The organism is Mesorhizobium loti R88b (assembly GCF_013170845.1).
GTDB classification, from domain to species: Bacteria; Pseudomonadota; Alphaproteobacteria; order Rhizobiales; family Rhizobiaceae; genus Mesorhizobium; species Mesorhizobium loti_B.
Map to the genome: position 1 here is coordinate 2,132,386 of NZ_CP033367.1, position 25,562 is coordinate 2,157,947.

Sequence of the window (25,562 nt, forward strand, 5' to 3'; positions counted from 1 at the left end):
AGCTATTGCCTTGACAAGCAAAAGCCGGGCCAGTTTCTATGGGCGGCTGCAAAATTTCTGTCCGCGTGCGGATGCGTAGACGAGGCGTTTGAAACCGAACCATGGCGTTGGCGGCAAAACTACAGCTCCGACAGTCGCAGTCGCTGGTGATGACGCCGCAGCTGATGCAGTCGATTCGGCTGCTGCAGTTCACCCATGGCGAGCTAGAGCATTTCATCGACGAGGAGATCGAACGCAACCCGCTGTTGGAGCGCGCCGAGCCGCAGGATGATGCCGCCAGCGACCAGGCGCAGAAGGCCGAGGCGGAGCCGCAGGGGACCGCTGATGGCGACTGGTTCGAGAATGAGACGCAGTGGAGCGCCGAGGCGATCTCGGAGAAGCTCGATACGTCGCTGGAGAATCTGTTTCCCGACGATCCCGGCACCAGCGAACGGCTCGGACCCGACCTGACGGCGCAATGGAAATCGGCTTCCGGCAATGGCAGTGGCGGCGGCTCCTCGTCCGAGGGGCTCGACGCCGGCGACATGGCGGCGGGCGCGATTACGCTGCGCGACCATGTCGCCGAGCAGGTCGCACTCGCCTTCGCCGATCCAGCGGCGCGGCTGATTGCAGGCGAACTCGCCGATGGCCTCGACGAAACCGGCTATGTCAGGGTCGATCTCGCCGAGATCGCGACGCGTCTAGGCACGGACGCAGCGGCCGTCGGCAAGGTGCTGGCGGTGTGCCAGACCTTCGAGCCGGCCGGCCTTTTCGCCCGCGACCTTGCCGAATGCCTTTCCTTGCAGCTTGCGGTGCGCGACCGTCTCGATCCGGCGATGAAGGCCCTGGTCGCCAATCTCGAACTGCTGGCGCGGCGCGATTTCCAGACGCTGAAACGGATCTGCGGCGTCGACGAGGAAGACCTGCTCGACATGCTGGCCGAGATCCGCGCGCTCGATCCGCGTCCGGGCATGGCGTTTTCGGGCGGCGCCAGCGACGCCATCGTCGCCGATGTCGAGGTGCGTGCGGCCAATGACGGCAGCTGGACCGTCGAACTCAATGCCGAGACGCTGCCGCGCGTGCTGGTCGACCACATCTATTTCGCCCAGGTGTCGCCGCATGCGAAGAACCAGGCGGAAAAGGATTTCCTGGCTGAGTGCCTGCAAAACGCCAACTGGCTGACGCGCAGCCTCGACCAGCGGGCAAAGACGATCCTGAAAGTGGCCTCGGAAATCGTGCGCCAGCAGGATGCCTTCCTGGTCCATGGCGTGCGCCAGCTGAAACCGCTCAACCTGCGCACGGTGGCGGATGCCATCGGCATGCACGAATCGACCGTCAGCCGGGTCACCGCCAACAAATACATGCTGACCCCGCGCGGCGTGTTCGAATTGCGCTATTTCTTCACCGCTTCGATCGCCGCATCGGGCGGCGGCGACGCGCATTCGTCGGAAGCGGTGCGTGACCGCATCAAACAGCTGATCGATGAGGAGAAGCCCGTCGATGTCCTTTCGGACGACGCGATCGTCGACATGTTGCGCGAAAGCGGCGTCGATATTGCCCGGCGCACGGTCGCCAAGTACCGGGAAGGCATGAATATTCCGTCTTCCGTGCAGCGCCGGCGCGAAAAACGGGCGCTGGCCAGCGCCGGGCGTTAAGGCTGCCGGGTTCTCCACAGGCGGGCTGTTCATTGACAAGCTGCGGTGAAGTGGCTAGAAGCCCGCCCGCATGAGACGGGCTGACGCCCGCAGCGGATGGTCCGTCACGACAATGGTTTCGGGACGGTCAAAAAGGCGGCTTGTGATCAACCGGAAAGTTCGGATTTAAATCGGCGTTAGTGGCGCCGCAAAGCTTGTGCGCACGGACCACGAGTATAAACTCGGGCGAGTTTGAAGCCTGAGCAAGGAAGGTCAGTTTTCAGATGAATTTGCGCATATCGGGAAAGCACATGGATATCGGCGATGCGTTCCGCACACGCATCAACGATCGTGTCGGCGAAGCGATCGGCAAATATTTCGATCGCGGCTTTGCGGGACACGTCACTGTCATCAAATCGGGTTCTCGCTATCAGGCGGATTGCATGATCCGGCTGGATTCCGGCGCTTCGCTGCAGGCCACCGGCGATGCTCAGGAGCCGACGCTGGCCTTCGAGGCCGCGGCCGACCGGCTGGAGACCCGGCTCCGGCGCTACAAGCGCCGTCTCAAATCGCACAATTCGGGCAATGGCAATGGCGAGTTGACCGACATCGCCTATACGGTGATGGCGCCGCTTGCCGATGACGACGAGGAGATCGCGGAGGACTACGCGCCCGCCATCGTCGCCGAATCAACCATGACGCTGAGGACCATGTCGGTGGCCTCGGCGGTCATCGAACTCGATACCAAGGACAGTCCGGTGTTCGTTTTCCGCAACGCCGGAACCGACCATCTCAATATCGTCTATCGCCGGCCCGACGGAAACATTGGCTGGATCGACCCGTCCACGACCAAGGTCGCGCAGGGATAAACGCCGGCCGCACGAGGGGTGGGGACTGGTGACGGCAGGCGAACAAGGGATTTTCAAGCATGGATCTGAGCGATCTTATCAGCGTTCCGGCGATTTTGCCGGCGTTGAAGGCGAACTCCAAGAAGCAGCTTCTGCAACTGCTGTCCGAACGGGCAGCGGCGATTTCGGGCATTCCGGAGAGGGAAGTGTTCGATACCATCCTGCAGCGTGAGCGGCTGGGCTCGACCGGCGTCGGCAACGGCATCGCCATTCCGCATGGCAAGCTCGCCGGCGTGAAGCGCATCGCCGGTGTTTTCGCCCGGCTGGAAACGCCGGTCGATTTCGAATCACTGGATGACCAGCCTGTGGATCTGGTGTTTCTGCTGCTGGCGCCGGAAGGCGCGGGCGCCGATCATCTCAAGGCGCTGTCGCGCATCGCACGCGTGCTGCGCGATGCCGACACGGTGGCCAAGGTCAGGGGGACGCGCGACGCAACGGCGATCCACGCGCTGTTGTCGGACACGCAGGCCTCGCACGCCGCCTGAATTTCAACAATCATACCGCCACAAGGGCCGCTGCGGCGGCCCTTTCCGTTTTCAACCGGATATTGCCGTTAGTGAATAGCGACGGTGGTCAGGTCGTTTTCCATGGCACCGGCCAGTGCGCGGTCACGCGCATCGGCCAGCAGGATCGGCTGGCCGTTGGCGGCAAACAGCGCCCACAGTTGCATGCCGGGCGCGATTTCGCCGAGATTGGGGAAGCGGCCGAGCAGTTCATCGCTCGAGACCTTGCGCAGATATGCAACCGAGCCCTCGCCGAGATGGGCGAATTCGCCATTGGTCATGGTGATGTTTTCAGTTCTGGTCATTTCAAGCCTCCTTGGCGCGAGGACGCCGCTCAAGGCCATCCCGCATGAGAGCTATCGGCAAAGATCAGTCTTTCACCGATATGTTTATTTTCCGTACCAGCCGTTCGGACTCAGGCCGATCAAGGTCGATCGACAAAAGACCGTTCTTCAGCTCCGCCGCGATCACCCGCATGCCGTCGGCCAGCACGAAACAGCGCTGGAACTGGCGTGCGGCGATGCCGCGATGAAGGAATTCGCGCTCGGTGTCGTCGGTCTGACGGCCGCGCACGACCAGCTGGTTTTCCTCCGTCGTCACATCGAGATCGCTTTCGGCGAAACCGGCGACGGCCAATGTGATGCGCAACCTTTCGGTCGTGCCGTCGGGGCCGCTGAGGCGTTCGATGTTATAGGGAGGGTAGCTGTCACCGGATTTCGCCAGGCGTTCCAGGGTCTTTTCCATGGCGTCGAAGCCAAGCAGAAGCGGGCTGGAAAAAGGCGTCATTCGGCTCATGTTACACTGTCCTCTCAAGAGCGACATAAAGTGGAAAAACCCGGATGGCATTTTTCCCGATGCTCTTGATATGGTCCGCCCCGCGACCAAGTTCAAGCCACCAGAAGACCCGCCCAAAAAGACCCGGCCTTGGACCCACAGGAATAACCAAAAAAGGATCAGGTCGTGGACTCACAGGAACAATCGACATGGCGCTTGAAACGACGCTTGGATGCAGGGAGAAGCGCCAAGGTCGTCCTTCGGCCGTGCGATCGGCCCGGTGAGCTCACGGCCAGCCAAACAAGGAATTGAAATGCCCCAATCACGCAAGATCATCATCGACACGGACCCCGGCCAGGACGATGCTGTCGCCATCCTGCTGGCGCTCGGCAGCAGCGAGCTGGAGATCGTCGGCATCACCGCCGTTGCCGGCAACGTGCCGCTGAAACTGACCCAGAACAATGCCCGCAAGATCTGCGAACTGGCCGGCCGGCCGGAGATCAAGGTCTATGCCGGCGCCATCCGTCCGCTGGCGCGCACCCTGGTCACGGCCGAGGAAGTGCATGGCAAGACCGGCCTCAACGGGCCGCAACTGCCGGAACCGACGATGAAGCTGCAGGAGCAGTACGCCGTCGATTTCATCGTCGAGACGTTGATGAAGGAAGAGAGCGGCACCATCACGCTCTGCCCGCTCGGGCCGCTCACCAACATAGCGCTGGCGCTGATCCGCGAGCCACGCATCGCGCCGCGCATCAAGGAAATCGTGCTGATGGGCGGCGGCTTCTTCGAGGGCGGCAACGTCACGCCCGCGGCCGAGTTCAACATCTATGTCGATCCGCAGGCCGCCGACCTGGTGTTCAAGTCCGGCATCCCGATCGTGATGATGCCGCTCGACGTCACCCACAAGGCGCTGACCACGAGCAAGCGCATACAGGCTTTCCGCGCGCTTGGCACCAAGGTCGGCACCGCGACCGCCGAAATGCTGGAATTCTTCGAACGCTACGACGAGGGCAAGTACGGCACCGACGGCGGGCCACTGCACGACCCCTGCGTCATCGCTTATCTCTTGAAGCCAGAGCTGTTCAAGGGGCGCCACTGCAACGTCAGCGTGGAGACCGCCTCCGAACTCACCATGGGCATGACCGTGGTCGACTGGTGGGGTGTGACCAAGCGGGAAAAGAACGCCATGGTGATGCGCGACATCGACCATGACGGGTTTTTCGCCCTGCTGGTGGAGAGGCTGGGAAGGCTTTAGACGTCTTTTTTCCTTCTCCCCTTGCGGGAGAAGGTGGCCTCGCGAAGCGAGGTCGGTTGAGGGGTGTTCCAGGAACACCAACGCCTCACTCCGCTGGAACATCCCTCAACCGTCTCGGCGCTGCGCGCCGATCCACCTTCTCCCACAGGGGGAGAAGGGAAGGCGTTACTTCGATCGCGAAAACGCCAGCCACAGGCCGCCACCAACCATGAAGCTGCCGCTGATCCTGGACAAAAGCTTGATGCGGCTGGCCGAGAGCATGCGACCGGCGCGGCCGGCGGCGAGCGCATAGGTCGAATCCGACATCGCGGCGAAGATCATGGCGGTCAGGCCCATGACGACGATCTGCAGCGAGTAGTTGCCTTGCGGCGAAATGAACTGCGGGAAGAATGCGCCGAAGAAGATAAGCGTCTTTGGATTGCTGAGTGCCACCAGCAGGCCCTGCAGGAAGAAGCCACCACGCGGCTTCCTGGCGGTGCCATCCGCATTCAGCGTGCCCTTGGAGCGGAACATCTGCACGCCCATCCAGATCAGGTAGGCGGCGCCAATCAGCCTGACCCATTCGAACCAGTGGCCCATGCCCGAGATCAGCGTGTTGAGGCCGATGCCGACGATGGCGATCATGATCGCAAGCCCGGCCTGCGTGCCGGCGACATTGGCGAGGCCAGCGCGGGCGCCATGGCGGATGCTGTTGGCGATGATCAACGTGACCGTCGGACCGGGCACCAGGATGATGACGATGCAGGCAAGGACATAGGCGGCGTAGAGTTCGAGCGACATGGCTTTTCCCTTGGAATGCCGCTGACGCGGCGCGACTGGGACAATCAATGCATGACGACAGTTTCCGCGCAAGACATGCGCGAAGTGCTGCGTTGTTGCACTCGGGTCAGGCGCCAGTCTGCCAGGGCAGTGTCGCCTCGTAGGCCGCCGCCGCCTTCAGCACGGCAAGGTCGCCGCGCGGGCGGCCGATCAACTGCATGCCCATTGGCCGGCCCATGTCGTCGAAACCGACGGGAACATTGACCGCCGGACAGCCGCCCAGCGTGGCGTAGGCGGAAACCTGCATCCAGCGGTGATAGCTGTCCATCGCCCGTCCGGCGACCTCGCGCGGCCAGTGGGTACCGACTTCGAAGGGGAAGACCTGTGCGGTCGGCAGGGCGATGAGGTCGAAGCGGTCGAAGATCGACAGCAGCGTGCGGTGCCAGGAGGTGCGCACGACCGAGGCCGCGCGGATTTGCGGCGCTGTCAGCCGCATCGCATTCTCGACTTCCCAGATGGCTTCGGGCTTCAGCAGGCCGCGTCTGGCGGGATCGTCGTAGTGGATTTTGAGCGCGCAGCCGCTGCTGGCCTGGCGGAGCGTCACGAAGGCCTGCCACAGCGCTTCGAAATCGAAGTCCGGCAACAGGGGTTCGGCTGGGAAGGATGCATCCGAGAACCGGCCGAGTGCCGTCTCGCACAGCTCAAGTATGCCGGGTTCGATCGGCAAATGGCCGCCGAGGTCACTGAGCCAGGCGATGCGACCGCCGGCTGACGGGACTGCGAGCCCTTCGAGGAACGAGCCGGGTTTCTCATAGGACAAGGGCGCCCGCGGGTGGTAGCCCGACTGCACGTCGAGCAGCAGCGCCATGTCGGCGACGTTGCGGCCCATCGGCCCCTCGACGCCCATCTGCGCATGAAAGACCTCGAAGTCCGGCCCGCCGGGCACAAGCCCTTGCGACGGTCGGAAGCCGTAGACATTGTTCCAGGCTGCGGGATTGCGCAGCGAGCCGCCGAAGTCGCTGCCGTCGGCGACGGGCACCATGTCCAGCGCCAGCGCCACCGCCGCACCGCCGCTCGACCCACCGGCGGTGAGCGCCGGATCGAATGCGTTCAGCGTCGGCCCGAAGACGTTGTTGTAGGTGTTGGATCCCAGCCCGAATTCGGGGACATTGGTCTTGCCGATGATGATGGCGCCGGCGTCGCGAATGCGCTCGACGAAGAAATCGTCTTCATGCGGCACGAAATCGGCGAAGATCGGCGAGCCGAAGGAGGTCCTGAGCCCGGTGGTCGAGGCGAGGTCCTTGATAGCGATCGGCAGGCCGAAGAGCGAACCGGTTTCGCCCTTCCGCTTGTTATCGGCTGCGTCGGCCTCACGCAGGATGTCGCTGCGGTCGCGCAACGAGACGATGGCGTTGACCAGCGGGTTGACCGTCTCGATGCGGTCGAGGAAGGCGGTCACTACCTCGCGTACGGAAAGCTTCTTGTGGCGGATCGCGTCGGCCAGTTCGACAGCGGACAGGCGGCAGGTGTCGCCGGCCGGCGGCACGGAATGTTTGGTTTGGGGGCGCATCATCTCAGCGGGTTTCCTGCAAAGCCTGATCGACATCCATGGCCAGCGGGATCGCCGGCTGGGCGCCAGGCTTCAGGCAGGCCAGCGACCCAGCCGCACCGGCGCGCGCCAGTGCCTTGTCGAGGGCCAAGCCGGACGACAGGCCGGCGGCGAAATAGCCGCAGAAGGTGTCGCCGGCGCCGACCGTGTCGACAGGGGCGATCTTCATCGCCGGAATAGTAAGGAAATCGGTCGGGGTCGCGGCCATCACGCCGTCGCCGCCGAGCGTGACGACGATGGTACGGCCGGTTTTCGCCGCGAAGTCACGCATGCGTGCCGCCCGATCGCGGCCATTCAGCTTCAGCGCCTCGCCATAGAGGTCGAACTCGGTCTCGTTGGCAACGGCATAGTCGGCCTTGCCGAGAAACGCGGCTGCTTGACCCTGGAAGGGTGCGGTGTTGAGCACGGTGATGGCGCCGGCGGCTCTTGCCTGGTCGAGCGCGGCATCGACGGTCGCCAGCGGGATCTCATGCTGCAGCAGCACGACATCGCCCTTTTTCAGGAAAGCCTTGGAAAGGTCGCCGGGCAGAACCGAAGCGTTTGCGCCGGGGACCACGGCGATGATGTTTTCGCCGTCGTCGCCGACCATGATCAAGGCCGTGCCGGTCGAGGCAAAGGTTTCTCCCACGCCAGACAGGTCAACCTTGGCTTCGCGCAGCAACGCCAGCGCCTCGGCGGCGAAACTGTCCTTGCCGACCGCGCCGACCATGCGCACCGAGGCGCCGGCGCGCGCGGCAGCCAGCGCCTGGTTGGCGCCCTTGCCGCCGGGTGCTGTGGCGAAACCGGAACCGCTGACCGTTTCGCCGGGGCTCGGTAAACGGTTGACATTGGCGATAAGGTCGAGGTTGATCGAGCCGATGACGATAATCAAGCAAGGCCTCCTGCCAGTCCAAATTCAAGATGTCGGAGCGTTCGGGCGAACGCCGATCGTTCCAATCGCGCGGGAAGCTAGCCTGTAAGGCCGCGGCTTGCCAGACCACGCGAATGGTCCAGCTCAATTTGTGGCGTCGTGCCTATTCACAGCGCACGGTGACCGTGCCCTGGTAGTTGCCGGCAGGAAAAATACCGCTCGACTTGGTGGCGGTGAGATCGACCTGCATGGGGTGGGTGCCGTTGACCACCCTTTGCGGCACGCTGCCGTTGACATCGACCCCCGAGCCATCGAGACGGAAGACCGAGGCGAAGGTCACATTTGTGCCGCCGCCGCTGGGCGCCGATGAGAATGCGGCAGGCGCCGGCGCTGAAACAGAATAACAATCAAGCAAATTAAGTATTGAGCACAGCAGGGAGTTTGCCACCACCGTGGCGCTGGCGCTCGATCCGCCTGCCTGTTTGGAGCCCAGTATGCTGATGGCGGGATTTGCGGTCATTTTTCCCGATGCCCCGACCATGATGGTGCAGGTGCCGATGATCGCCGCCTGCACCGGAAGGCAGAAGCCGGCGAGGGCTGCCACCGCAAGCAGCGCGCGGCTATTTCTTCTTCCTCTTTTTCTTGCCATCGCCATTTCCAGTCCTGAGGCTCCAGCCCTCGTTGGCCCATCCGGGTGATGCGGCCGCGGGAGCAGTTGTGGCAACGCTTGCCGTCGTGCCACCGTCGACATTAACGCCCATCTTCAACAGTTTGAGCTCCATCTGCAGGCGCTGCACCTCAAGTTCATAGAGCCGGCTGCAGTCGAGACGCTTCGGCGTCCGGCCAATCGGGATCACCACCCGGCCATAGGTGGCGACGTCATTGTTCGACTGGTTGTTGCCCCTGATGACGCCCAGATCGAGATAGGCACCGCTTCCGGAAACCGCCGAGCGGCAGGTGGTGCCGTCGGCAGCGTGTACCTCGTCCTGGCCCTGGGGCAAGGTAACGCCGGGCAAATTGAAGCCTGTCTCGTTCTGGTTGAGGTTGTAGACATCCTGGGCCAGAGCCGGCGCGGCGCTTGCGGTGGCAACCGCGAGTGCCAGCGTCAGGACTTGCGATGTCCAAAGAACTTTCCGCATATCTGTGCCTTTATCTGGGTCTGCTGATTGGGAAAGGGGATGCTTTCGGTACAGATACGCACCTTGCGGTCGGGGGCGCCGTCAAAGGGCACGACCACAAGGACGGGGCGGGAAGCCTGCGAAGGCAGCTGGAAGACGCTGGGAGAGATTTTGGCCTCTACCGGCTGAAAATCCTGGTCGTAGACGTGGACTTCGATCTTGATCTTCTGGTCGTAGGGATTGGCCGGAAAAACGCGGACCGCGAAGACGTCGGTGAAACTGTTGACCTCGCCTCGCATCGGCGACATCGACTGGGCCACGGCGGCAACAGGTATCAGGCCGACGGCCAGTGCCGTCGCCATAGTTCCAAAAAATGTCAAGGATGCCTCCTTCCCGAGGGCTATTCGCAGCGCACCGTCACCGTTGCCTGATAGTTTCCGGAGGCGAAGCGGTTGCTGCCGCCCTTGGTGCCGGCGAGGTGGACCGAGACGAGATCGGCACCGGGGGCAGTCAGGCTGGTGGCCGAGCCTGTCTCCGCGATCGTGTGGGTACCGCTGGCCGAATAGGTTGGCGTCCAGGTGATGGCGGTGGTGTCGGCGGCTGGCACCGTGGTGGTGGTGACCGGGTCTACGCTCAGCGACACACCTCCGGTGGTGGTAAGCGTGACCGTCCCCGCTGACCCGCCGCTGTTGTGCGAGCTCAGCGACTGGAGATCGGGGCTGACCGTCATCGTGCCGTTGGTGGCGACCACCAGGGTACAGGTCGCGGTGATCGTGCCGTTGAAAATGACATTCTGCGTCGTGGCCAACGCCGCTTGGTCCATACAGGCGACCAGCATGGCTGCACCAAAAGCGGTGCGAAACAACTTCATCAAGACCTCCTATTAAGTCGGATCGCCCGAATTAATATTGGGTCATCATCGCTTTATCATGGTTAATTTAGCGTAAACTAAAATATCATGTTAAAGTATCGACTGCGCAAACCGTGGGTTGTCTCAGGTTGCAATCAATAAAGCCGACATAATAAATCTTATCAATACTTCCTGTATTTCTTCGATTTTTACGGTAATAGTCTGAAAAATCGATATTTCAAGACGACACCTGACCTGCTTCCCAGCCCAGGATGGCCCGCTTGCGGGTCAGGCCCCAGTGATAGCCGGTGAGATCGCCGGATTTGCCGATGGCGCGATGGCAAGGCACCACGAAGGAGAGCGGGTTGGCGCCGTTGGCGGCGCCGACGGCGCGGCTGGCGCTCGGCGCGCCGATGCTGGCCGCGATCGAGGAATAGGTGCGCGCCTTGCCCATCGGAATCTGCAGCAGCGCCTCCCAGACGCGAACCTGGAAGTCGGTGCCGATCATGACGACATGCAGCGGCTGGTCGGGGCGCCACAGCGTCTGGTCGAAGATGCGCGCGGCATAGGGACCGGTCGCCGCCATGTCCTCGACATAGATGGCATTCGGCCAGCGGCTGGACATATCGGCGAACGACGCACGTTCCTCGCCCGGGTCGCTGAAGGCAAGGCCGGCAAGCCCGCGGTCGGTGGCCATGATCAGGGCGGTGCCGAAGGGCGAGGGGTGGTAGCCGTAGCGGATGGTGAGGCCAGCGCCGCGCGTCTTGTAGTCGCCAGGCGACATCGCCTCATGGGTGACGAACAGGTCATGCAGCCGGCCGGGACCAGACATGCCTAATTCGAATGAGGTTTCGAGCAGCGGCATGCCGGAATCCAGCAACCGGCGCGCGTGGTCCAGCGTCACCGCCTGCAGGAAGGCTTTGGGCGACAGGCCGGCCCAGCGGGTGAAGAGTTTCTGCAGGCCGGTCGGCGTCTCGCCGACTTCCTCGGCCAGCTCTTCCAGCGATGGCTGGTCGCGATAGTCGAGGCTGATCTTCTCGATGGCGCGGCGCACGATCTCGTAGTCGCTGCCTTGCGGCGTGATGTCCTTCTTGAGGACTGCGGCGTGTGTGCTCATGGGACGATCTCCTTGATCGAAATATCGCCCCTTGGGGCGGCGATCGCCACCCGAAACTTGCCTTCTTGCCGATGGCTGACGAAAAAATCCTGGCGAGGCCAAAAACAGCAGGCTTCTGCGCACCGGTTCGAGGCTCAGCGCGCCTTGGCGGTAGCCAGCGCGCGTGAAAAGGCGGTGGCAAAACTCTCGCGGGATTCGGGATCGAGAAAGCCGCCGATCGGCACGTTCTGGCCTTGTCCTTCCACCGTCATCTTGGTGATGCCGATCTCGGCGTGACGGGAAACCGAAAACCGCGCCCAGAACGGGTTGAAGCGATGCGCTTCCGATTTTCCCGAGGGTGCGGTCTTGCGGATATCGAGGCTGGTGCGCGAGACCGAAACCTCCTCGCGGGCGCGGGCGGCGCGATAGTTGGCGCGGAAGGCGATGTAGACCGCGATCACGTCTAGGCCGAAGAAGCCGAACACCGGCCAGGCGCCGCGCGACAGGAAAAACGCGCCGGTCACCAGCCAGCCGAACAGCAGCGCACCCATCAGGATCAGGAAGCCTGTCCTGCCCAGCGACCGGTGTGGGGTCAGCAATGCGTGAAAGAAGGGCTCGTCAGCCTTAAACGAGGCGTTTGTGTCGCTCATGACGGGATATTATAGGAGGGAAATGGCGAGCCCCAAGTCCAAAGATTCTTCCATGCCCAAAAATAAACCGTTGCCCGGACGGCGCGATGGTTCGAATGCCAAGCCGCGCCCACGGCCGGTGCGGCGAACGTCGCGCTACAGTCCGGCCGAAGTGCATGAGATTTTCCGGCGCTTTTCCGTGCAGCGGCCGGAGCCGAAGGGCGAACTCGAACATGTCAACGCCTTCACCCTGCTGGTGGCGGTGGTGCTTTCGGCGCAAGCAACCGACGCCGGCGTCAACAAGGCGACACGGGCGCTGTTCAAGGTTGCCGATACGCCGCAGAAAATGCTGGCGCTGGGTGAGGCCAAGGTCGGCGACTATATCAGGACCATTGGGCTGTGGCGCAACAAGGCCAAGAATGTCGTCGCATTGTCCGAGGCGCTGATCCGCGACCATGGCGGCGAGGTGCCTGATGACCGCGACGAGTTGGTCAAGCTGCCGGGCGTCGGGCGCAAGACCGCCAATGTCGTGCTCAACATGGCCTTCGGCCAGCACACGATGGCGGTCGACACGCATATTTTCCGGATCGGCAACCGGCTTGGCCTGGCGCCCGGCAAGACGCCCGAACAGGTCGAGCAGGGGCTGCTGAAGATCATCCCAGACGAATATATGCGTCATGCGCATCACTGGCTGATCCTGCATGGCCGCTATGTCTGCAAGGCGCGCAAGCCGGATTGCCCGGCCTGCGTCATTGCCGACATCTGCAAGGCGCAGGAGAAGACGTCCAGCATTCCGGCGCCGCTGGTGCCGATCGCTCCGCTCGAAGCGGTCGCTGCTGACGATCAGTAGCCGTAACCGCGTGCCATCGCTGCCGCGAAGACCGGGATCAGCAGGAAGACGAAGGCCTCGGCGCGGATATAGGTCTTCACCGAAGCCAGCTCGCTCGCGGGTACAGTGAAGGAGGGATTGGCATTGGCCTGCCGGTTCCAGGAAATGAAGCGCACGGTCGGGATGATCGACAGCAGGCCGACAATGCCAAACGCCGCCATCTTGGCCCAGAACACCCAGTTGTAGACGTAGAATTCCCAGCCCTTGAGGCCCCAGACGACACGGCCGATACCGACGATGATGATGAGCGCGGCGATGATGCCATAGTGACGGTCGATGCCGGCGAGCCGCTTGAGCGTCACGGCGGGCAGGTCGCCCCGGATCAGCACGAATTCGGCGCCGATGATCCCGGCCAGGGAAAACACCAGCAGATGATGGACAATGGCAAGCACAAGGTCGGTCGTGTCCATGGTTTTTCCCTTGGGTTTGAGCATCAGCCCGCGTTGAGGAGGTTGCATCGCAAATGGGCTGAATCAGCCTGCCGGAAAAATAGCACCGTCGACCAGAATTCCCATAGCGGGCATGAGTATCGCCTCCCTGGATGATGGCGCGTCTTCTGCTGGCCCTTGCACCGCCGGGCCGATTTGCTAAGCGCGGACACCATCAGCGAGGCAAATCCCATGAACAATTCGCAAGCGACCGTCGCCCCCGTCATTGAAACGAAGCGGACTATCCTGAGGGCGCACCGGCTGGAGGATTTCGACGCCTATGCCGCCATGTGGGCCGACCCGACCGTCACCCGCTTCATCGGCGGCAAGCCGCGCACGCGTGAGGAAAGCTGGATGCGTTTCCTGCGGCACGCCGGCCTGTGGTCGCTGCTCGGCTACGGCTTCTGGGCCATTGAGGAGAAGGCGACGGGCCGCTTCGTCGGCGAGGCCGGGTTTCACGATCTGAAGCGCGATATCGAGCCGTCGATCGAAGGCATTCCCGAGGCCGGCTGGGCGCTGGCGCCAGCCGTGCATGGGGCAGGCCTCGCCACCGAGGTCGTCGGCCGGGTACTCGCCTGGGGCGAAGAAACCTTCGGGCGCGAGAAAACCGTCTGCATCATCGATCCGGAGAACACCGCATCGTTGAATGTCGCTGGCAAGGTCGGCTACCACGAAGTGATGCGGACCACTTATCACGATGCTCCGACTGTTCTGCTTGAGCGGCGCCCCTGAGGCGTCATCGACTGGACATACCCGCTCTGCTAAGCATCGATCATCAAGCGAGGGGGATGATCGATGCATGCATTCAAGACGATAGTCATGAAATTTTTCTGGGCAGGGCTGGTGCTCATGCTGACGATGCGGCTTGCGGCGGCCGACGCGACGGTGCCGACCGCCGATATCGACGGCGCCGCCGACAATCAGCTGGCCAAGCGCTATGAAGGCTCCTTCATCGTCTCCTACCAGAAGCTCGCCTTCACCGATTTCAGCGTACCGCTGTCGCCCTTGAAGCCAAGTGCCGACCCGGACGCGCATGATGCGATGAACAACCGCGTCTTCGCGCCTGACAAGAAGGCCGAGGTCGAGGGCGCCTTGACCCGCATCGCCTATGTGCTGCCCGCCGAGCGCTCGCCGCTCGAGGTGCTGCGCAATTATCAGGATGTGATCAAGGCGGCCGGCGGCGAAGTGCTGTTCGAATGCAAGAAGGAGGAGTGCGGCGGCGCTGCCGACCGTTCGTCGAGCGGTGGCGGTGGCGACATGAGCCTGACGATGTATTCCTTCCACGAGAGCGATCTCAAGGATGCCGCCTTCTCCAACGGCGCCTGCGCGTTGGCCACAGGCATCAACGACCAGCGCTACTTCGCGGCCAAGGTGCCGCAGGATGGCGGCGACGCCTATGTCACCGTGCAGACCTATTCGTTGACCGACGATCTCTACTGCAAGGCGCTCAACGGCCGCACCGTCGCCGTCGTCCAGGTGCTGGAGCCCAAGGCGCGCGACAAGAAGATGGTGGTCGTCGAGGCGGCCAAGATGGCGGATTCGATTTCCGCCACCGGCAGCATTTCACTCTACGGCATCTTCTTCGACACCGACAAGGCGGTCATCAAGCCGGAATCGGAACCGACGCTCAAGGAGATTTCGACGCTTCTGGCAAACGAACCCGACATGGCGGTGATCGTCGTCGGTCACACCGACAATCAGGGCGCCTTCGACTATAATCTCGATCTGTCGTCGCGGCGTGCGCAAGCGGTCAAAAAAGCGCTGGTGTCGAAATATGGCATCGACGGCAAGCGGCTGACGGCGGCCGGCGCCGGCATGATGGCGCCTGTCGCCAGCAATGATGACGAAACCGGTCGTGCCAAGAACCGCCGGGTGGTTCTGGTCAAGCTGAACTGAGCTTCAGCTGGCCTTGCGGCGCAGCGTTCGTGCCAGATCGCCCCATGGATCGGTGGTGTCCTTGGCCGCCGATTTAACGCTCGGGCCGAGCAGCACCGTCGAAGCATCGAAAGGCTTCGGTCTGGCGATCCCATAACCCTGGGCATAGTCAACGCCGATCGTCTTCAGGGCGGCGATGATGCCGTCGCTTTCGACGAACTCGGCGATGGTGCGCTTGCCCATGACCTTGCCGATGTGGTGGATCATCTCGACCATGGCGCGGTCGATGCGATCCTCCACCATGTCCTTGACGAAGCTGCCGTCGATCTTGAGGTAGTCGACCGGCAGGTGCTTGAGATAGGCGAAGGATGACATGCCGGAGCCAAAATCGTCGAGTGCGAAACGGCAGCCCAGCCCGCGCAGATCGGCAATGAAACGCATGGCGTTGGTGAGATTGGCGATGGCGCTGGTTTCGGTGATCTCCAGGCAGATCATGGCAGGCGAAATGCCATGGACGAGGAACTGCTCGCGCAGGAAGCCGAGAAAGGTCTCGTCGCCGAAAGTCGCGCCGGAAAGATTGATGGCGCATGTCGTGATCGGCGGCATGCGCGGATCGGCTTGCCGTGCGGCCAGGATGCGGAAGGTGTTGCGCACCACCCAGCGGTCGATCGACGGCATCAGGCCGTAACGCTCGGCCGCGGGAATGAAGCTCTGCGGGGTGACGAAGCTGCCGTCTTCGTCGGTCAGCCGCAACAGAATCTCGATATGCGCTCCGGCCTCGGCTGCGTCGTCGTTGAGCGGCCAGATTTCCTGGGCATGAAGCCTGAAACGATTTTGCTCCAATGCGGCGTGCAGGCGCTGCACCCAGGCCATCTCGCCGAAGCGCTCACGCAAGGCCATGTCACCGTCGCTGTGGATCTGGACGCGGTTGCGGCCCTTTTCCTTGGCCATGTAGCAGGCGACATCGGCGGCCCGCAGCGCTTCCTCGATGGTCACTTGCGCATCGGCGATCTGCACCATGCCGATGCTGACGCTGGTGTTGAAGGGTCTGCCATCCCAGGCGAAATGCATGTCCTGCACGGCCGTGCGCAGCCGTTCAGCGGTGTCGGCGGCGGTTTCGCAGTCGCTGTCCACCAGCAGCACACCGAATTCGTCGCCGCCCAGCCTGGCCAGCACGTCGCCCGGCCGCAATTCGTGGGTCAGCAGCGCGGAGATCTGGCGCAGCAACTGGTCGCCAGCGGCATGGCCGCAGGTATCGTTGACCAGCTTGAACTGGTCGAGATCGAGATACATCAAGGCGTGCTGCCGGGGCTGGCTCTGCAATTCGACGATCGTCCTTTCCAGCCGGCTTTCGAAATCGCGCCGGTTGGCGAGCCCGGTCAATGCGTCATGCGACGCCTGCCACGAAAGCCGCTCGATATAGTCCTCTTCGCGCGTCATGTCGTGGAAGGCGAGCACCGCGCCGACGACTTCACCGGAAACGAGCAGCGGTGCGCCGGTCAGCGCGACGGGAACAACAGAGCCGTCCGGCCGCTGCAGCAATTGCGGCCGGGCGCTGGAACGGCGCGGTTCGCCGGCCAGCAGGCATTCAATCAGTCGGGGTTCTTCAACGCTGGTGTCTTTGTCCACCAGCCGGAACAACCAAGCGATCGGTTTGCCCTTGGCACCGCTGAACGGGCATGCCAGCAATTTCTCGGCGACCGCATTCATATAGTCCAGCCGTCCGTCAGCCCCGGTGCTGATGACGGCCTGGCCGATCGAAGCCAAGGTTATCTGGGCGCGCTCGCGCTCGGTATTGAGCGCCAGCTGGAAGGCCTGGCGCTGCGCCAGAAGCTTGCGTGTGCGCCACACGGCAAGCAGGATCAGCAAGGCGGCGGTGACGAGATTGGCAAAGGTGAGCAGCACGCGGATGAAGCGTGATCCCTCGCCAAGACTGTCCGAGAAGGCCTTGGAAAGAGGGCTGATCTGACGATCCAGCTGATGGATATCCGTCTTCCAGGCGTTGATCTCAGCCGGTGACGCCTGTCCCTTGCTCAACGTCGCGTGCATCGCGTCGCCGAGCTGCTGGATTGCGAGGATCATCGTGTCGGCGGCGGTCCAGTGGCGGATAGCTGTGTCGAGATAGATGAAGCTGCGGAAATTCTGGAACAGCCAGATCATCCCGGCAACGTCGTCTGGATGGTTTCTGCCCTGCAGAAAGCCGGCCCGCGCCGCCTCTATATCGGGAACGGGCTGCTCGAGCGCCAGACGGGCCGAGCGGTCGGCCAGCGGAACGGCGATCGCTGCACGATACTCGCCGAAGAATTCTTCATTGCCGTTGTCCGCATAGAGGCTGAGGAAGTAGATGGCGTGCTTTTGGCCCTTGGACCATTGGCTTTCGCCGCCGACATAGGCGCGAACCGCCGACAGGGTGTAGAGGCTGAGGCTGGCGACCAGCGCCTGGATGAGGACGACGGCGATGAACGGCCAGACGAGCCCGAGAAGACGGGGGCTGGCGTTCCTCGATGACAGCTTCATCGAATTCACGGACGGGCCATGATCCTGTCAGCGCGTCTGTCCGACTGTTACATCCGTCGGTTTAAGACGCTGTTCTTCCCTCATGTCGCTCATCCGGCGACAGCAATCCGGGTATCACGGTTGGGCTTAACAGCGAATAAAGACTTCAAACATTTATAAGGTTGATTATTACTCGGAGCGGTCGAATATTACGCCGCGTCATGTGACTGTTTTGAGTTGAATAAGATTGTATTCAAAAACGTATCGAGCCAATCGGCGAACCGATCAGCATTAAAGCATCTCGGTCGCAAAACTTGCTTGCTCAAGCATCGAAGCGTCTTCGCCGAAGGCTCGCGTGGCGCGAGCCGCCGCCTCGAGCAGCGGACGTTTCATGCTCTGAAGGAAGGCAGTGTCGACGCGCGAGCTCGGACCAGCCAGCGTCAAGGCGCCAAGCAGCACGCGTCCCGGCCCGAATACCGGCGCCGAGACGCCTGCCGTTTCGGGGTCGCGGTCACCGACGGCGAGGCAGTTGCAGGTCCTGCGAATGGTCTCGTAGGGTTCGCCCGGCTGGCCGGAAAACGCTGCGAGCACGCGTCCGCCCGAGCCGACCAGCAAAGGCAATACGTCGCCCTCGCGTATCGTGTAGCGGATCGGATGCTTGGATTCGACACGATAAAGGCAGGTGCGGACGTCGCCCGAACGAACATAGAAGGCAACACTCTCCCAGCTGCGCTCGGAAAGATCGCGCATGATCGGCAACAGGATATCGATCGCCACGACGGAACGTTGATAAAGCGCGCCGAGCCGGAAGGCGGCAGGCCCGACCCGGTAGCGCCCGTCGTCCAGCCGCTCGAGCAGTTGCCCGCGCAGCAGCGAATTCGACAGCCGTAGGATCGTGCTTTTGTAGAGGCCGGTGCGTGCCGCGATTTCGGCCAGGCTGAGCGACCGGTCGGCCGTGGTGAAGGCATCGAGGATGGCAATCGCCCGATCAAGTGCTGCAACACCGTCGGCGGATGCGCGCCGGCTTTCCGCATCAGTCGATCTGTGTGGCAAGTCCATTGCAGTTCCCAATCCGGAGAAACCCAGGCGGGCAACTCTGTCGCGCCGCTAGATCGTTCTGTCCAGCAGAATATCGTTCCCGTTGACAGAACTCGGTAACATCTGCTTGAAGTCGATCACGGGTCTGTGAACACAGGCGCGTTTGGCAGGCACCGGAGGAGGTGTCGTGATCTGGAGGAATCCCATGCTGAACAGACGCAGATTTTTGATGAGCACTGCGGCGGCAGGCGCTGCCGGCCTTGCAGGACTTCATTACACTTCCGCTTTCGCCGAAGGCGCACCGCAGATCCAGATTTTCGTACCGGCGGCACCGGGCGGCGGCTGGGACCAGACGGGACGCACTATGGATCAGGTGCTGCGCGGCGAGAAGCTGATCTCCGGCTCGCAGATCACCAATGTCGCCGGCGCCGGCGGCACGGTCGGGCTGCCGCAGTTCATCAGCCAGTGGAACGGCAAGGGCAATTCGCTGATGGTTGCCGGCATGGTCATGGTGGGCGCCATCATCGCCAACAAGGCCGCCAACAATCTGACGCAGGTCACGCCGATCGCCCGCCTAACCGGCGAGTTCGAGGCTCTGGTGGTGCCGGCGGAATCGCCGTTCAAGACCGCCGCCGATTTCGTCGCGGCGCTTAAAGAGGATCCGACGAAGGTTCCCGTCGCCGGCGGCTCTGCCGGTGGCTCCGACCACATATTGTTCGGCCTGATCGCCAAGACGGTCGGCGTTCCGGCTCCCAGCCTTTCCTACGTGCCGTTCGCCGGCGGCGGCGAGGCCTTGTCGGCGCTGCTCGGCAACCAGGTCGCGGCCGGCATCTCCGGCTTTGGCGAGTTCTCCGAACAGGTCAAGGCGGGTGCGCTCAGGCTGCTTGCCATCTCGGCCGACAAGCGCCAGGACGGCATCGACGCGCCGACGCTGAAGGAAGCCGGCATCGATGTCGAACTGTTCAACTGGCGCGGCGTCTTCGCGCCTCCGGGCGTGTCCGACGCCGACAAGGCGGCGATGATCACGCTGGTCGAAACCATGGCCAAGAGCGATGCCTGGGCGAGCGAGTGCAAGAACCGCAACTGGACGTCCATCCTGCTTACCGGTGACGACTATGCGAAATTCGTCGCCGAGGACTCGGCGCGCATCGAAGCCATTCTCAAGGATCTTGGCCTCGCCTGATTTTCCCCAGGGGGACGGCGCGAGCCGTCCCTCATTTTTCAGTTCCAGCCGATCGCAGGGGAGTGCGGTCAGTCAACGAGTGAAGGTACGTGAAGCCGGCAGCAGGATGCCGGCTATCTTGGGAGGACATCCATGAGCACCATCAACCAGCCGGCGGCGCCATCGCGTCTTGCCGTGCCGGAATTGCTTGTTGGCATCGGCCTTCTGGCCTGTGCTGGCGCCGTTGCCTGGCAGACGCTGGCGATCCCGGTGTCGCCACTCTATTCCAAGGTCGGCCCGACTGTCTTTCCCTATCTCACCATGGCCGGCCTGGTGGTGCTCTCCCTGCTGCTTATCCTCGCCGCGCTTCGCGGCGGCTGGCAGCCGGAAGAGGAAAAGGAAACGCCGACCGATTGGAAGGCGATGGGCTTCGTCGTCATCGGCCTGGTCGCCAACCTGCTGCTCATCCGGACGCTCGGCTTCACGGCGTCGTCGGTCATCATGTTCGTTCTCGTCTGCTATGGCTTTGGCAGCAAGCGTACGCTGCGCGATGCGCTTACCGGTCTCATCCTGGCGCTGGCCGCGTATTTCGGTTTCGCCAGGGCGCTCGGCGTCAACATTGGTGACGGCTTCATCGAGAACCAGCTGAACGCGGTGATCGATGCGATCATCGGCGCGTTGGGAGGCTGATGCCCATGGACACGCTTGGCCATCTCGCACACGGATTTTCAGTCGCCTTCACGCCGATGAACCTGATGTGGTGCCTGCTCGGCACCACGCTCGGCACCGCCATCGGCGTGCTGCCCGGCCTCGGGCCGGCGCTGACCATCGCGCTGCTTTTGCCAATCACCTACCAGGTGGCGCCGGAAGCGTCCTTCATCCTGTTCGCCGGCATCTATTACGGCGCCATGTATGGCGGCTCGACGACATCGATCCTGCTCAACACGCCCGGTGAGAGCGCTACTATCGTTACCGCGCTGGAAGGCAACAAGATGGCGCGGTCCGGGCGTGGCGGGGCGGCCCTGGCGACCTCGGCGATCGGCTCGTTCGTCGCCGGCACGCTCGGCACGCTCGGCGTTGCCTTCCTGGCGCCGGTGGTGGTCAAGTTCGCGCTGGCCTTCGGCCCGGCCGAGTATTTCTCGCTGATGGTGCTCGCCTTCATCACCGTTTCGGCCGTGCTCGGCTCGTCCTCGGTGCGAGGACTGACCAGCCTGTTTGCCGGCTTCGTCATCGGCATGATCGGCGTCGACCTGCAGACAGGCCAGCCGCGCTTCACCTTCGGCACATCAGAACTGCTCGACGGCGTCGACGTCATCATCGCCGCTGTCGGCCTGTTCGCCGTCGGCGAGACGCTCTACATGGCCTCGCGCCGCTATGCCGGGAAGGACGAGATCGTGCCGCTGAAAGGCTCGCTCTACATGACCGCGGCCGAGTGGGGCCGCTCATGGAAGGCCTGGCTGCGCGGTGCAGCGATCGGCTTTCCGATCGGCGCCATGCCGGCCGGCGGCGCCGAAATCCCGACCTTCCTGTCCTATGCCATTGAGAAGAAATTATCGAAGCACAAGGAGGAGTTCGGCACGGTCGGCGCCATCGAGGGCGTTGCTGGTCCCGAGGCCGCCAACAACGCGTCCGCCGCCGGCGTGCTGGTGCCGATGCTGACGCTCGGCCTGCCGACCTCGGCGACGGCGGCGATCATGCTATCGGCCTTCCAGAGCTACGGCATCAATCCCGGGCCGCTGCTTCTGACGACGCAGGCGGACCTGGTCTGGGGCCTGATTGCCAGCCTGTTCATCGCCAACGTCATCCTCGTCATCCTCAATTTGCCGTTGATCGGGCTGTGGGTGCGGCTGTTGAAGATCCCGGCGCCACAGCTCTATGCCGGCATCCTGGTGTTCGCGACCGTCGGCACCTATGGCATCTCGCAGTCGCCTATCGACCTTGTCATCCTCTATCTGCTCGGCGCGGCAGGCTTCCTGATGCGGCGTTTCGACTTCCCGACCGCGCCTGTCATCATCGGCATGATCCTGGGGCCGCTCGCCGAAACCCAGTTCCGCCGGGCAATGACGATCTCGAACGGCGATTGGTCGGTGTTTTATACGCACAAGCTGTCGCTGACGCTGCTGACGCTCGCTTTCATCGGCCTCGCCGGGCCGCATATATGGGCCTTCATCGAGCATCGCCGTCGGAGCGGCCCGGAGCATGTGCCGGGCGATGCCTGAGCGGTCTGAAAAGATATGACAGACCTGCTTTCCGGTATCCGAGTCCTCGACCTGACGAATGTGCTCGCCGGGCCTTATTGTGCCTACCAGCTAGCGTTGCTTGGGGCCGACGTTATCAAGGTCGAAGGACCGCAAGGCGGCGATCTGGCACGCCAGCTTGGCGGCTCGCCAAAGCTCAACAAAGCCGGCATGGGCGCCTCGTTCCTGGCGCAGAATGCCGGCAAACGATCGGTGGTGCTCGATCTCAAGAAAGAAGCGGATCGCGAACGCTTCCTCGACCTGGTCGCCAGCGCCGATGCGCTGGTGGAGAATTTCCGCCCGGGCGTCATGGATCGGCTTGGCCTTGGCCATGAGGCGCTGCAGGCGGTCCGTCCCGGCCTCGTCTATTGCGCGATCTCGGGTTTCGGCCAGACCGGGCCGATGCGCGGCAATCCCGCCTATGACCAGATCATCCAGGGGCTTTCCGGTATCATGAGCATCACCGGCACGCCAGAAACCGCGCCGCTGCGTGTCGGCTATCCCGTTGCCGATACGCTTGGCGGGCTGGTCGGTGCGTTCGCGATCGCATCGGCGCTGGTCAGGCAGAAGATTTCTGGCGAGGGCGCCTTCCTCGATGTCTCGATGCTCGAATGCACGCTTTCGGCGCTTGGCTGGCCGGTGTCGAACTATCTGACGGCAGGGGTCGATCCCAAGCCGATGGGCAATGAAAACATGACCGCGGCACCTTCCGGCGCCTTCCACACCGGCGACGGACTGCTCAACATCGCCGCCAACAAGCAGGAGCAGTTCGTGGCGCTGTGCCGGCTGATCGGTAGGCCGCAGCTGGCGTTGGACGCGCGCTTTGCCGAGCGCGAGACACGCAAGCGCAACCGAGCGGCGCTCAAAGTCGAGATCGAGGAGGCCTTGGCGGGTGCTCCGGCGGCGGCCTGGGAGGAAATCTTCAACGGTGCCGGCGTCCCCGCCGGCCGGGTGCTGACGATCCCGCAAGTGCTGGCCGAGCCGCAAGTGCTCGAACGCCAGGTAACCGCCAATTTTGACGATGTGGCCGGGATGGACACGCCGCTGACCGTGCTGCGCGGCGGCTTCATGGTCGATGGCGCGGCACCCTTGCCGACGAAACCGCCACCGGCACTGGGCGAGCATATGGACGAGGTTTTCGCCCATCTGCCGCCACGCGCCAGGGCAAAGGCACGGGCATGAGCGGCTCGGATGAGACGTCAGGCCGTGAGCGCGGCGAGGAATGGTGGCAGACCGCCATCATCGAGATGAGCCCCGGCGTCATCAGGCTGCGCGGCTATGAGATCCAGGACCTGATCGGCCGCGTCAACTTCCCAGCCATGATCTGGCTGATGCTGCGTGGCGAATTGCCCAGCGAGGAACAGGCGGCATTGCTCGGCATTGCGCTGGGTGCGGCTGTCGACCACGGCCCGCAGGCGCCGTCGATCGCCATTGCCCGCATGGCGGCGACATGCGGCGTCGGCATCAACAGCGCCATGGCTTCGGCCATCAACGTGCTGGGCGACGTGCATGGCGGCGCCGGCGAACAGGCACTGTCGTTCTATGGCGATGTCGCCGTGTCGATCGACGGCGGGGCGGCACTGGACGAGGCGGTCTCGGTGCGGCTCGACCGGTTCTTCGCCGAGGATAAGGGCTATGTGCCGGGTCTGGGCCATCGCTTCCACCCGATCGATCCGCGCGCCCCGCGCCTGCTGCAACTGACCCGCGATTTTGCCGCGCGGGGCGTTGTCGGTGGACGCTTTGCCGACATCGCCGAGGCCGTCGAGGCTGATGTGGCGCGGCGCAAGGGCAAAAAGATTCCGCTCAACATCGATGGCGCCACCGCCGTCATCTATGGCGAGCTCGGCTTTCCACCGCCGCTGACACGCGGGCTTTTCGTGCTGTCGCGGTCGGTCGGCATCCTGGCGCATGCCTGGGAACAGTCGCAACAGAGCGAGCGCAACAAGGGGCCGCTGCCACGCGAATGGCTGTGGGCCTATACCGGCACGCCGCTGCGGCCTTTTCCCGAAGATGGTGACAAGGGCGGGTGAGATCCTGCCTCAGGCGGGGCCGATCGGTGCTGGCCGGGGGATCGTCAAGGTCGCCACCAGCGTCGAGAGGTCAGGTTCGTCGATTAGCATCGCCGCGTCGGCCGGCGTCAGCCAGGCCCGCTGCCGCCGCTTGGCTTCCTGCCATTTGGCCAGTTCCTCGGTCACCTCCAGCAGATAGACGATGACGTCGACACGAATGAAGTTGTTGGCCAGCCGTTTCCAGTAGGAATAGGTGCCCGCCGGGTCCTTCAACGTTTTGCCGAGCACGCCGGCTTCTTCCATCGCCTCGATGGTGGCTGCCTTGCGGCCGCTCTTGCCCTTCATCGGCCACCCCTTGGGGACGATGAAGCGCTGCGTCGTCCTGGATGTGACCAGCATCACCTCGATGTCACCAAGCGCGTTCCGCCGAAAGGGGATGGCCGCGACCTGGCGGATCCGCTCGCCCTTCTTGGCCTTGCGCACGGCCTTTTTCCTGGTGGCTGCCATCGGTTAAACCCAGTCGCTCAAATGCCCATAACGTGATCTGGCACCGTTGCAAGGCAAAACTGCCGCAACGACACCCGAAGGCGCCTACCATGTAAGTCGGCTAAATAAAAGAGTGCTCGCCTGTCAGTGGCAGGTGCTCACGGCGGTGCTGCCGATTATCTGCGTCTGGCAGCTTGGCCTGACCTGCGGCACGACCGGCGGCTGCTGGACGATCACGCGGTCCTGGGCACGATACTGCTGTTGCTGCTGCTGAAATTGCTGCCGCTGCACCCGGTTCTGCAAGGTCTGCAGATCGTTCTGCTGAACCTGAACCCTGCCGTTGGTCGAGGGGATGGTTATCTGCGCGGAGGCGGGCGAAGCCAGGCACGCCAGAGCCGCCGTGGCCAATACTGCCGATGCGAAAACCGTTGAGAGGCGAAGCGACGACATCCGTTCATTCCCGTACGAAACAGAACCCTTCAGCAATATAGGGCGTTTGTCCGGCGCTGCCATGATTTCATGGCTCCAGCGGAATGGAATTGATGCGTTGGCGCCGGAAATCAAGCCATCAACCATCGCATGCCGGACGTACGGTCGAAGCATTGTCGTCATATGACGACTATGAATCGTCAAATGTGTCGGTCAGTGTCCTGAATTGAGGGCGGTCTCCACCAAACGGCTGACGTCGCGCGTTCGGGCATGGGCTAAACGTAACTTTCGATTCCATCTGGTAAAATTTAATGTATTCTAAATTAGCCAGGACTGCACAAGCGGGAGTGCGGATTTTCTTGTGTTGATGCATGAAGACAGTTTCAGAGAACAGCATTTTCAGTGCGTACACGGGTGACTTCGGCGCCAGCCTCTCGGGATAAGGGGAAGCGCCGACAGCGGGGGTAAGTGCATGGCTTTGTTGTCAATGCGTGCTGTTGCGCGTTCTCTGACCAGCGGGTCAACCCGCCATGAACCAGGCAATGCGCT

Annotated in this window: 28 protein-coding genes; 12 read left to right on the top strand and 16 right to left on the bottom strand. The window is 62.9% G+C overall.

Going from position 1 to position 25,562, the window contains the following annotated elements:
• The first annotated feature begins 101 nt into the window (after positions 1–101).
• From rpoN to ptsN, 3 genes are all read left to right on the top strand, one after another.
• The gene (gene rpoN, locus EB235_RS10385) at positions 102–1,634 is read left to right on the top strand and encodes an RNA polymerase factor sigma-54 (protein WP_027031065.1); all 1,533 of its coding nucleotides are present in this window, start codon (positions 102–104) and stop codon (positions 1,632–1,634) included.
• Between the two features lie 263 nt (positions 1,635–1,897).
• Positions 1,898–2,482: a ribosome hibernation-promoting factor, HPF/YfiA family gene (gene hpf, locus EB235_RS10390; RefSeq protein ID WP_027031064.1), complete on the top strand. Its 585-nt coding sequence runs from the start codon at positions 1,898–1,900 to the stop codon at positions 2,480–2,482.
• Positions 2,483–2,541: 59 nt separating this feature from the next.
• Positions 2,542–3,006, top strand: a complete 465-nt coding sequence (gene ptsN, locus EB235_RS10395) for a PTS IIA-like nitrogen regulatory protein PtsN (RefSeq protein WP_027031063.1) — start codon at positions 2,542–2,544, stop codon at positions 3,004–3,006.
• Positions 3,007–3,074: 68 nt separating this feature from the next.
• Here the strand turns inward: ptsN and EB235_RS10400 are convergent, their stop codons facing one another.
• Both EB235_RS10400 and EB235_RS10405 read right to left on the bottom strand, forming a co-directional pair.
• Positions 3,075–3,329, bottom strand: a complete 255-nt coding sequence (locus EB235_RS10400) for a DUF1150 family protein (RefSeq protein ID WP_027031062.1) — start codon at positions 3,327–3,329, stop codon at positions 3,075–3,077.
• A 64-nt stretch (positions 3,330–3,393) separates the two neighbouring features.
• Positions 3,394–3,819, bottom strand: coding sequence for an Hsp20 family protein (locus EB235_RS10405; RefSeq protein WP_027031061.1), 426 nt, complete (start codon positions 3,817–3,819; stop codon positions 3,394–3,396).
• 292 nt (positions 3,820–4,111) lie between these two features.
• Between EB235_RS10405 and EB235_RS10410 the strand changes: the two genes are divergently transcribed.
• Positions 4,112–5,053, top strand: a complete 942-nt coding sequence (locus tag EB235_RS10410) for a nucleoside hydrolase (RefSeq protein ID WP_027031060.1) — start codon at positions 4,112–4,114, stop codon at positions 5,051–5,053.
• A gap of 165 nt (positions 5,054–5,218) precedes the next feature.
• Here EB235_RS10410 and EB235_RS10415 read toward each other — a convergent pair whose 3' ends face one another.
• The 9 genes from EB235_RS10415 to EB235_RS10455 all read right to left on the bottom strand — a co-directional run bounded on the left by EB235_RS10415 (position 5,219) and on the right by EB235_RS10455 (position 11,985).
• On the bottom strand, positions 5,219–5,833 hold the full coding sequence (locus tag EB235_RS10415) for a LysE family translocator (protein ID WP_027031059.1): 615 nt from the start codon (positions 5,831–5,833) through the stop codon (positions 5,219–5,221).
• Positions 5,834–5,939: 106 nt separating this feature from the next.
• Complete coding sequence (locus EB235_RS10420) at positions 5,940–7,385, bottom strand: amidase (protein WP_027031058.1); 1,446 nt, start codon at positions 7,383–7,385, stop codon at positions 5,940–5,942.
• A 1-nt stretch (position 7,386) separates the two neighbouring features.
• On the bottom strand, positions 7,387–8,292 hold the full coding sequence (locus EB235_RS10425) for a ribokinase (RefSeq protein ID WP_027031057.1): 906 nt from the start codon (positions 8,290–8,292) through the stop codon (positions 7,387–7,389).
• A gap of 142 nt (positions 8,293–8,434) precedes the next feature.
• A complete protein-coding gene (locus tag EB235_RS10430) occupies positions 8,435–8,920 on the bottom strand; it encodes a hypothetical protein (protein ID WP_027031056.1) in 486 nt (161 codons plus the stop codon).
• Positions 8,892–9,410: a hypothetical protein gene (locus tag EB235_RS10435; RefSeq protein ID WP_027031055.1), complete on the bottom strand. Its 519-nt coding sequence runs from the start codon at positions 9,408–9,410 to the stop codon at positions 8,892–8,894. Before EB235_RS10435 ends, EB235_RS10430 begins: the two co-directional genes overlap by 29 nt.
• Positions 9,377–9,751 carry a hypothetical protein gene (locus tag EB235_RS10440; RefSeq protein WP_032925561.1) on the bottom strand — a complete coding sequence of 125 codons (375 nt, stop codon included), beginning with the start codon at positions 9,749–9,751 and terminating at the stop codon, positions 9,377–9,379. The genes EB235_RS10435 and EB235_RS10440 overlap by 34 nt, the downstream gene beginning before the upstream one ends.
• A gap of 38 nt (positions 9,752–9,789) precedes the next feature.
• Positions 9,790–10,260 carry a hypothetical protein gene (locus EB235_RS10445; RefSeq protein WP_027031053.1) on the bottom strand — a complete coding sequence of 157 codons (471 nt, stop codon included), beginning with the start codon at positions 10,258–10,260 and terminating at the stop codon, positions 9,790–9,792.
• Between the two features lie 217 nt (positions 10,261–10,477).
• Positions 10,478–11,356, bottom strand: coding sequence for a methylated-DNA--[protein]-cysteine S-methyltransferase (locus EB235_RS10450; protein WP_027031052.1), 879 nt, complete (start codon positions 11,354–11,356; stop codon positions 10,478–10,480).
• 134 nt (positions 11,357–11,490) lie between these two features.
• Positions 11,491–11,985 (bottom strand): DUF2244 domain-containing protein, encoded by a 495-nt coding sequence (locus tag EB235_RS10455; RefSeq protein WP_027031051.1) that lies wholly within the window; start codon positions 11,983–11,985, stop codon positions 11,491–11,493.
• A 22-nt stretch (positions 11,986–12,007) separates the two neighbouring features.
• On the opposite strand from EB235_RS10455, the gene nth reads away from it, so the two are divergent.
• Positions 12,008–12,814 carry an endonuclease III gene (gene nth, locus EB235_RS10460; protein WP_027031050.1) on the top strand — a complete coding sequence of 269 codons (807 nt, stop codon included), beginning with the start codon at positions 12,008–12,010 and terminating at the stop codon, positions 12,812–12,814.
• Here the strand turns inward: nth and EB235_RS10465 are convergent.
• A complete protein-coding gene (locus EB235_RS10465; RefSeq protein WP_027031049.1) occupies positions 12,808–13,263 on the bottom strand; it encodes a DUF2214 family protein in 456 nt (151 codons plus the stop codon). The two genes, nth and EB235_RS10465, sit on opposite strands and share 7 nt — an antisense overlap.
• 210 nt (positions 13,264–13,473) lie before the next feature.
• Here EB235_RS10465 and EB235_RS10470 point away from each other — a divergent pair, with 210 nt between their 5' ends.
• Positions 13,474–14,013, top strand: coding sequence for a GNAT family N-acetyltransferase (locus EB235_RS10470; RefSeq protein WP_027031048.1), 540 nt, complete (start codon positions 13,474–13,476; stop codon positions 14,011–14,013).
• Between the two features lie 87 nt (positions 14,014–14,100).
• Complete coding sequence (locus EB235_RS10475; RefSeq protein ID WP_027031047.1) at positions 14,101–15,177, top strand: OmpA family protein; 1,077 nt, start codon at positions 14,101–14,103, stop codon at positions 15,175–15,177.
• A gap of 3 nt (positions 15,178–15,180) precedes the next feature.
• Here the strand turns inward: EB235_RS10475 and EB235_RS10480 are convergent, their stop codons facing one another.
• Together EB235_RS10480 and EB235_RS10485 are read right to left on the bottom strand one after the other, a co-directional pair.
• Complete coding sequence (locus EB235_RS10480) at positions 15,181–17,673, bottom strand: EAL domain-containing protein (RefSeq protein WP_032925559.1); 2,493 nt, start codon at positions 17,671–17,673, stop codon at positions 15,181–15,183.
• A gap of 270 nt (positions 17,674–17,943) precedes the next feature.
• The gene (locus EB235_RS10485) at positions 17,944–18,711 is read right to left on the bottom strand and encodes an IclR family transcriptional regulator (protein ID WP_027031046.1); all 768 of its coding nucleotides are present in this window, start codon (positions 18,709–18,711) and stop codon (positions 17,944–17,946) included.
• A 184-nt stretch (positions 18,712–18,895) separates the two neighbouring features.
• Here EB235_RS10485 and EB235_RS10490 point away from each other — a divergent pair, with 184 nt between their 5' ends.
• The 5 genes from EB235_RS10490 to EB235_RS10510 all read left to right on the top strand — a co-directional run bounded on the left by EB235_RS10490 (position 18,896) and on the right by EB235_RS10510 (position 24,119).
• A complete protein-coding gene (locus tag EB235_RS10490) occupies positions 18,896–19,873 on the top strand; it encodes a Bug family tripartite tricarboxylate transporter substrate binding protein (RefSeq protein WP_027031045.1) in 978 nt (325 codons plus the stop codon).
• Between the two features lie 132 nt (positions 19,874–20,005).
• Entirely contained in the window at positions 20,006–20,542 is a 537-nt protein-coding gene (locus EB235_RS10495; RefSeq protein ID WP_027031044.1) for a tripartite tricarboxylate transporter TctB family protein, read from the top strand.
• Positions 20,543–20,547: 5 nt separating this feature from the next.
• Positions 20,548–22,071: a tripartite tricarboxylate transporter permease gene (locus tag EB235_RS10500; RefSeq protein WP_027031043.1), complete on the top strand. Its 1,524-nt coding sequence runs from the start codon at positions 20,548–20,550 to the stop codon at positions 22,069–22,071.
• Positions 22,072–22,086: 15 nt separating this feature from the next.
• Positions 22,087–23,271, top strand: coding sequence for a CaiB/BaiF CoA transferase family protein (locus EB235_RS10505; protein WP_027031042.1), 1,185 nt, complete (start codon positions 22,087–22,089; stop codon positions 23,269–23,271).
• On the top strand, positions 23,268–24,119 hold the full coding sequence (locus EB235_RS10510; protein WP_027031041.1) for a citryl-CoA lyase: 852 nt from the start codon (positions 23,268–23,270) through the stop codon (positions 24,117–24,119). The genes EB235_RS10505 and EB235_RS10510 overlap by 4 nt, the downstream gene beginning before the upstream one ends.
• A 9-nt stretch (positions 24,120–24,128) precedes the next feature.
• Here the strand turns inward: EB235_RS10510 and EB235_RS10515 are convergent, their stop codons facing one another.
• Both EB235_RS10515 and EB235_RS10520 read right to left on the bottom strand, forming a co-directional pair.
• Positions 24,129–24,605: an NUDIX hydrolase gene (locus EB235_RS10515; protein ID WP_027031040.1), complete on the bottom strand. Its 477-nt coding sequence runs from the start codon at positions 24,603–24,605 to the stop codon at positions 24,129–24,131.
• 123 nt (positions 24,606–24,728) lie between these two features.
• Complete coding sequence (locus tag EB235_RS10520) at positions 24,729–25,097, bottom strand: hypothetical protein (RefSeq protein WP_245268834.1); 369 nt, start codon at positions 25,095–25,097, stop codon at positions 24,729–24,731.
• Between the last annotated feature and the right edge of the window lie 465 nt (positions 25,098–25,562).

What these genes read in the sequence shown, in the direction of transcription:
- EB235_RS10450 (WP_027031052.1), bottom strand. Translation starts at nt 11,356, where the DNA reads ATGAGCACACACGCCGCAGTCCTCAAGAAGGACATCACGCCGCAAGGC.
- EB235_RS10445 (WP_027031053.1), bottom strand. Translation starts at nt 10,260, where the DNA reads ATGAAGTTGTTTCGCACCGCTTTTGGTGCAGCCATGCTGGTCGCCTGT.
- EB235_RS10430 (WP_027031056.1), bottom strand. Translation starts at nt 8,920, where the DNA reads ATGGCAAGAAAAAGAGGAAGAAGAAATAGCCGCGCGCTGCTTGCGGTG.
- rpoN (WP_027031065.1), top strand. Translation starts at nt 102, where the DNA reads ATGGCGTTGGCGGCAAAACTACAGCTCCGACAGTCGCAGTCGCTGGTG.
- EB235_RS10485 (WP_027031046.1), bottom strand. Translation starts at nt 18,711, where the DNA reads ATGGACTTGCCACACAGATCGACTGATGCGGAAAGCCGGCGCGCATCC.
- ptsN (WP_027031063.1), top strand. Translation starts at nt 2,542, where the DNA reads ATGGATCTGAGCGATCTTATCAGCGTTCCGGCGATTTTGCCGGCGTTG.
- EB235_RS10475 (WP_027031047.1), top strand. Translation starts at nt 14,101, where the DNA reads ATGAAATTTTTCTGGGCAGGGCTGGTGCTCATGCTGACGATGCGGCTT.
- EB235_RS10490 (WP_027031045.1), top strand. Translation starts at nt 18,896, where the DNA reads ATGCTGAACAGACGCAGATTTTTGATGAGCACTGCGGCGGCAGGCGCT.
- EB235_RS10410 (WP_027031060.1), top strand. Translation starts at nt 4,112, where the DNA reads ATGCCCCAATCACGCAAGATCATCATCGACACGGACCCCGGCCAGGAC.
- EB235_RS10455 (WP_027031051.1), bottom strand. Translation starts at nt 11,985, where the DNA reads ATGAGCGACACAAACGCCTCGTTTAAGGCTGACGAGCCCTTCTTTCAC.
- EB235_RS10405 (WP_027031061.1), bottom strand. Translation starts at nt 3,819, where the DNA reads ATGAGCCGAATGACGCCTTTTTCCAGCCCGCTTCTGCTTGGCTTCGAC.
- EB235_RS10495 (WP_027031044.1), top strand. Translation starts at nt 20,006, where the DNA reads ATGAGCACCATCAACCAGCCGGCGGCGCCATCGCGTCTTGCCGTGCCG.
- EB235_RS10420 (WP_027031058.1), bottom strand. Translation starts at nt 7,385, where the DNA reads ATGATGCGCCCCCAAACCAAACATTCCGTGCCGCCGGCCGGCGACACC.
- nth (WP_027031050.1), top strand. Translation starts at nt 12,008, where the DNA reads ATGGCGAGCCCCAAGTCCAAAGATTCTTCCATGCCCAAAAATAAACCG.
- EB235_RS10505 (WP_027031042.1), top strand. Translation starts at nt 22,087, where the DNA reads ATGACAGACCTGCTTTCCGGTATCCGAGTCCTCGACCTGACGAATGTG.
- EB235_RS10440 (WP_032925561.1), bottom strand. Translation starts at nt 9,751, where the DNA reads ATGGCGACGGCACTGGCCGTCGGCCTGATACCTGTTGCCGCCGTGGCC.
- EB235_RS10480 (WP_032925559.1), bottom strand. Translation starts at nt 17,673, where the DNA reads ATGAAGCTGTCATCGAGGAACGCCAGCCCCCGTCTTCTCGGGCTCGTC.
- EB235_RS10520 (WP_245268834.1), bottom strand. Translation starts at nt 25,097, where the DNA reads ATGGCAGCGCCGGACAAACGCCCTATATTGCTGAAGGGTTCTGTTTCG.
- EB235_RS10415 (WP_027031059.1), bottom strand. Translation starts at nt 5,833, where the DNA reads ATGTCGCTCGAACTCTACGCCGCCTATGTCCTTGCCTGCATCGTCATC.
- hpf (WP_027031064.1), top strand. Translation starts at nt 1,898, where the DNA reads ATGAATTTGCGCATATCGGGAAAGCACATGGATATCGGCGATGCGTTC.
- EB235_RS10400 (WP_027031062.1), bottom strand. Translation starts at nt 3,329, where the DNA reads ATGACCAGAACTGAAAACATCACCATGACCAATGGCGAATTCGCCCAT.
- EB235_RS10515 (WP_027031040.1), bottom strand. Translation starts at nt 24,605, where the DNA reads ATGGCAGCCACCAGGAAAAAGGCCGTGCGCAAGGCCAAGAAGGGCGAG.
- EB235_RS10500 (WP_027031043.1), top strand. Translation starts at nt 20,548, where the DNA reads ATGGACACGCTTGGCCATCTCGCACACGGATTTTCAGTCGCCTTCACG.
- EB235_RS10510 (WP_027031041.1), top strand. Translation starts at nt 23,268, where the DNA reads ATGAGCGGCTCGGATGAGACGTCAGGCCGTGAGCGCGGCGAGGAATGG.
- EB235_RS10435 (WP_027031055.1), bottom strand. Translation starts at nt 9,410, where the DNA reads ATGCGGAAAGTTCTTTGGACATCGCAAGTCCTGACGCTGGCACTCGCG.
- EB235_RS10470 (WP_027031048.1), top strand. Translation starts at nt 13,474, where the DNA reads ATGAACAATTCGCAAGCGACCGTCGCCCCCGTCATTGAAACGAAGCGG.
- EB235_RS10465 (WP_027031049.1), bottom strand. Translation starts at nt 13,263, where the DNA reads ATGGACACGACCGACCTTGTGCTTGCCATTGTCCATCATCTGCTGGTG.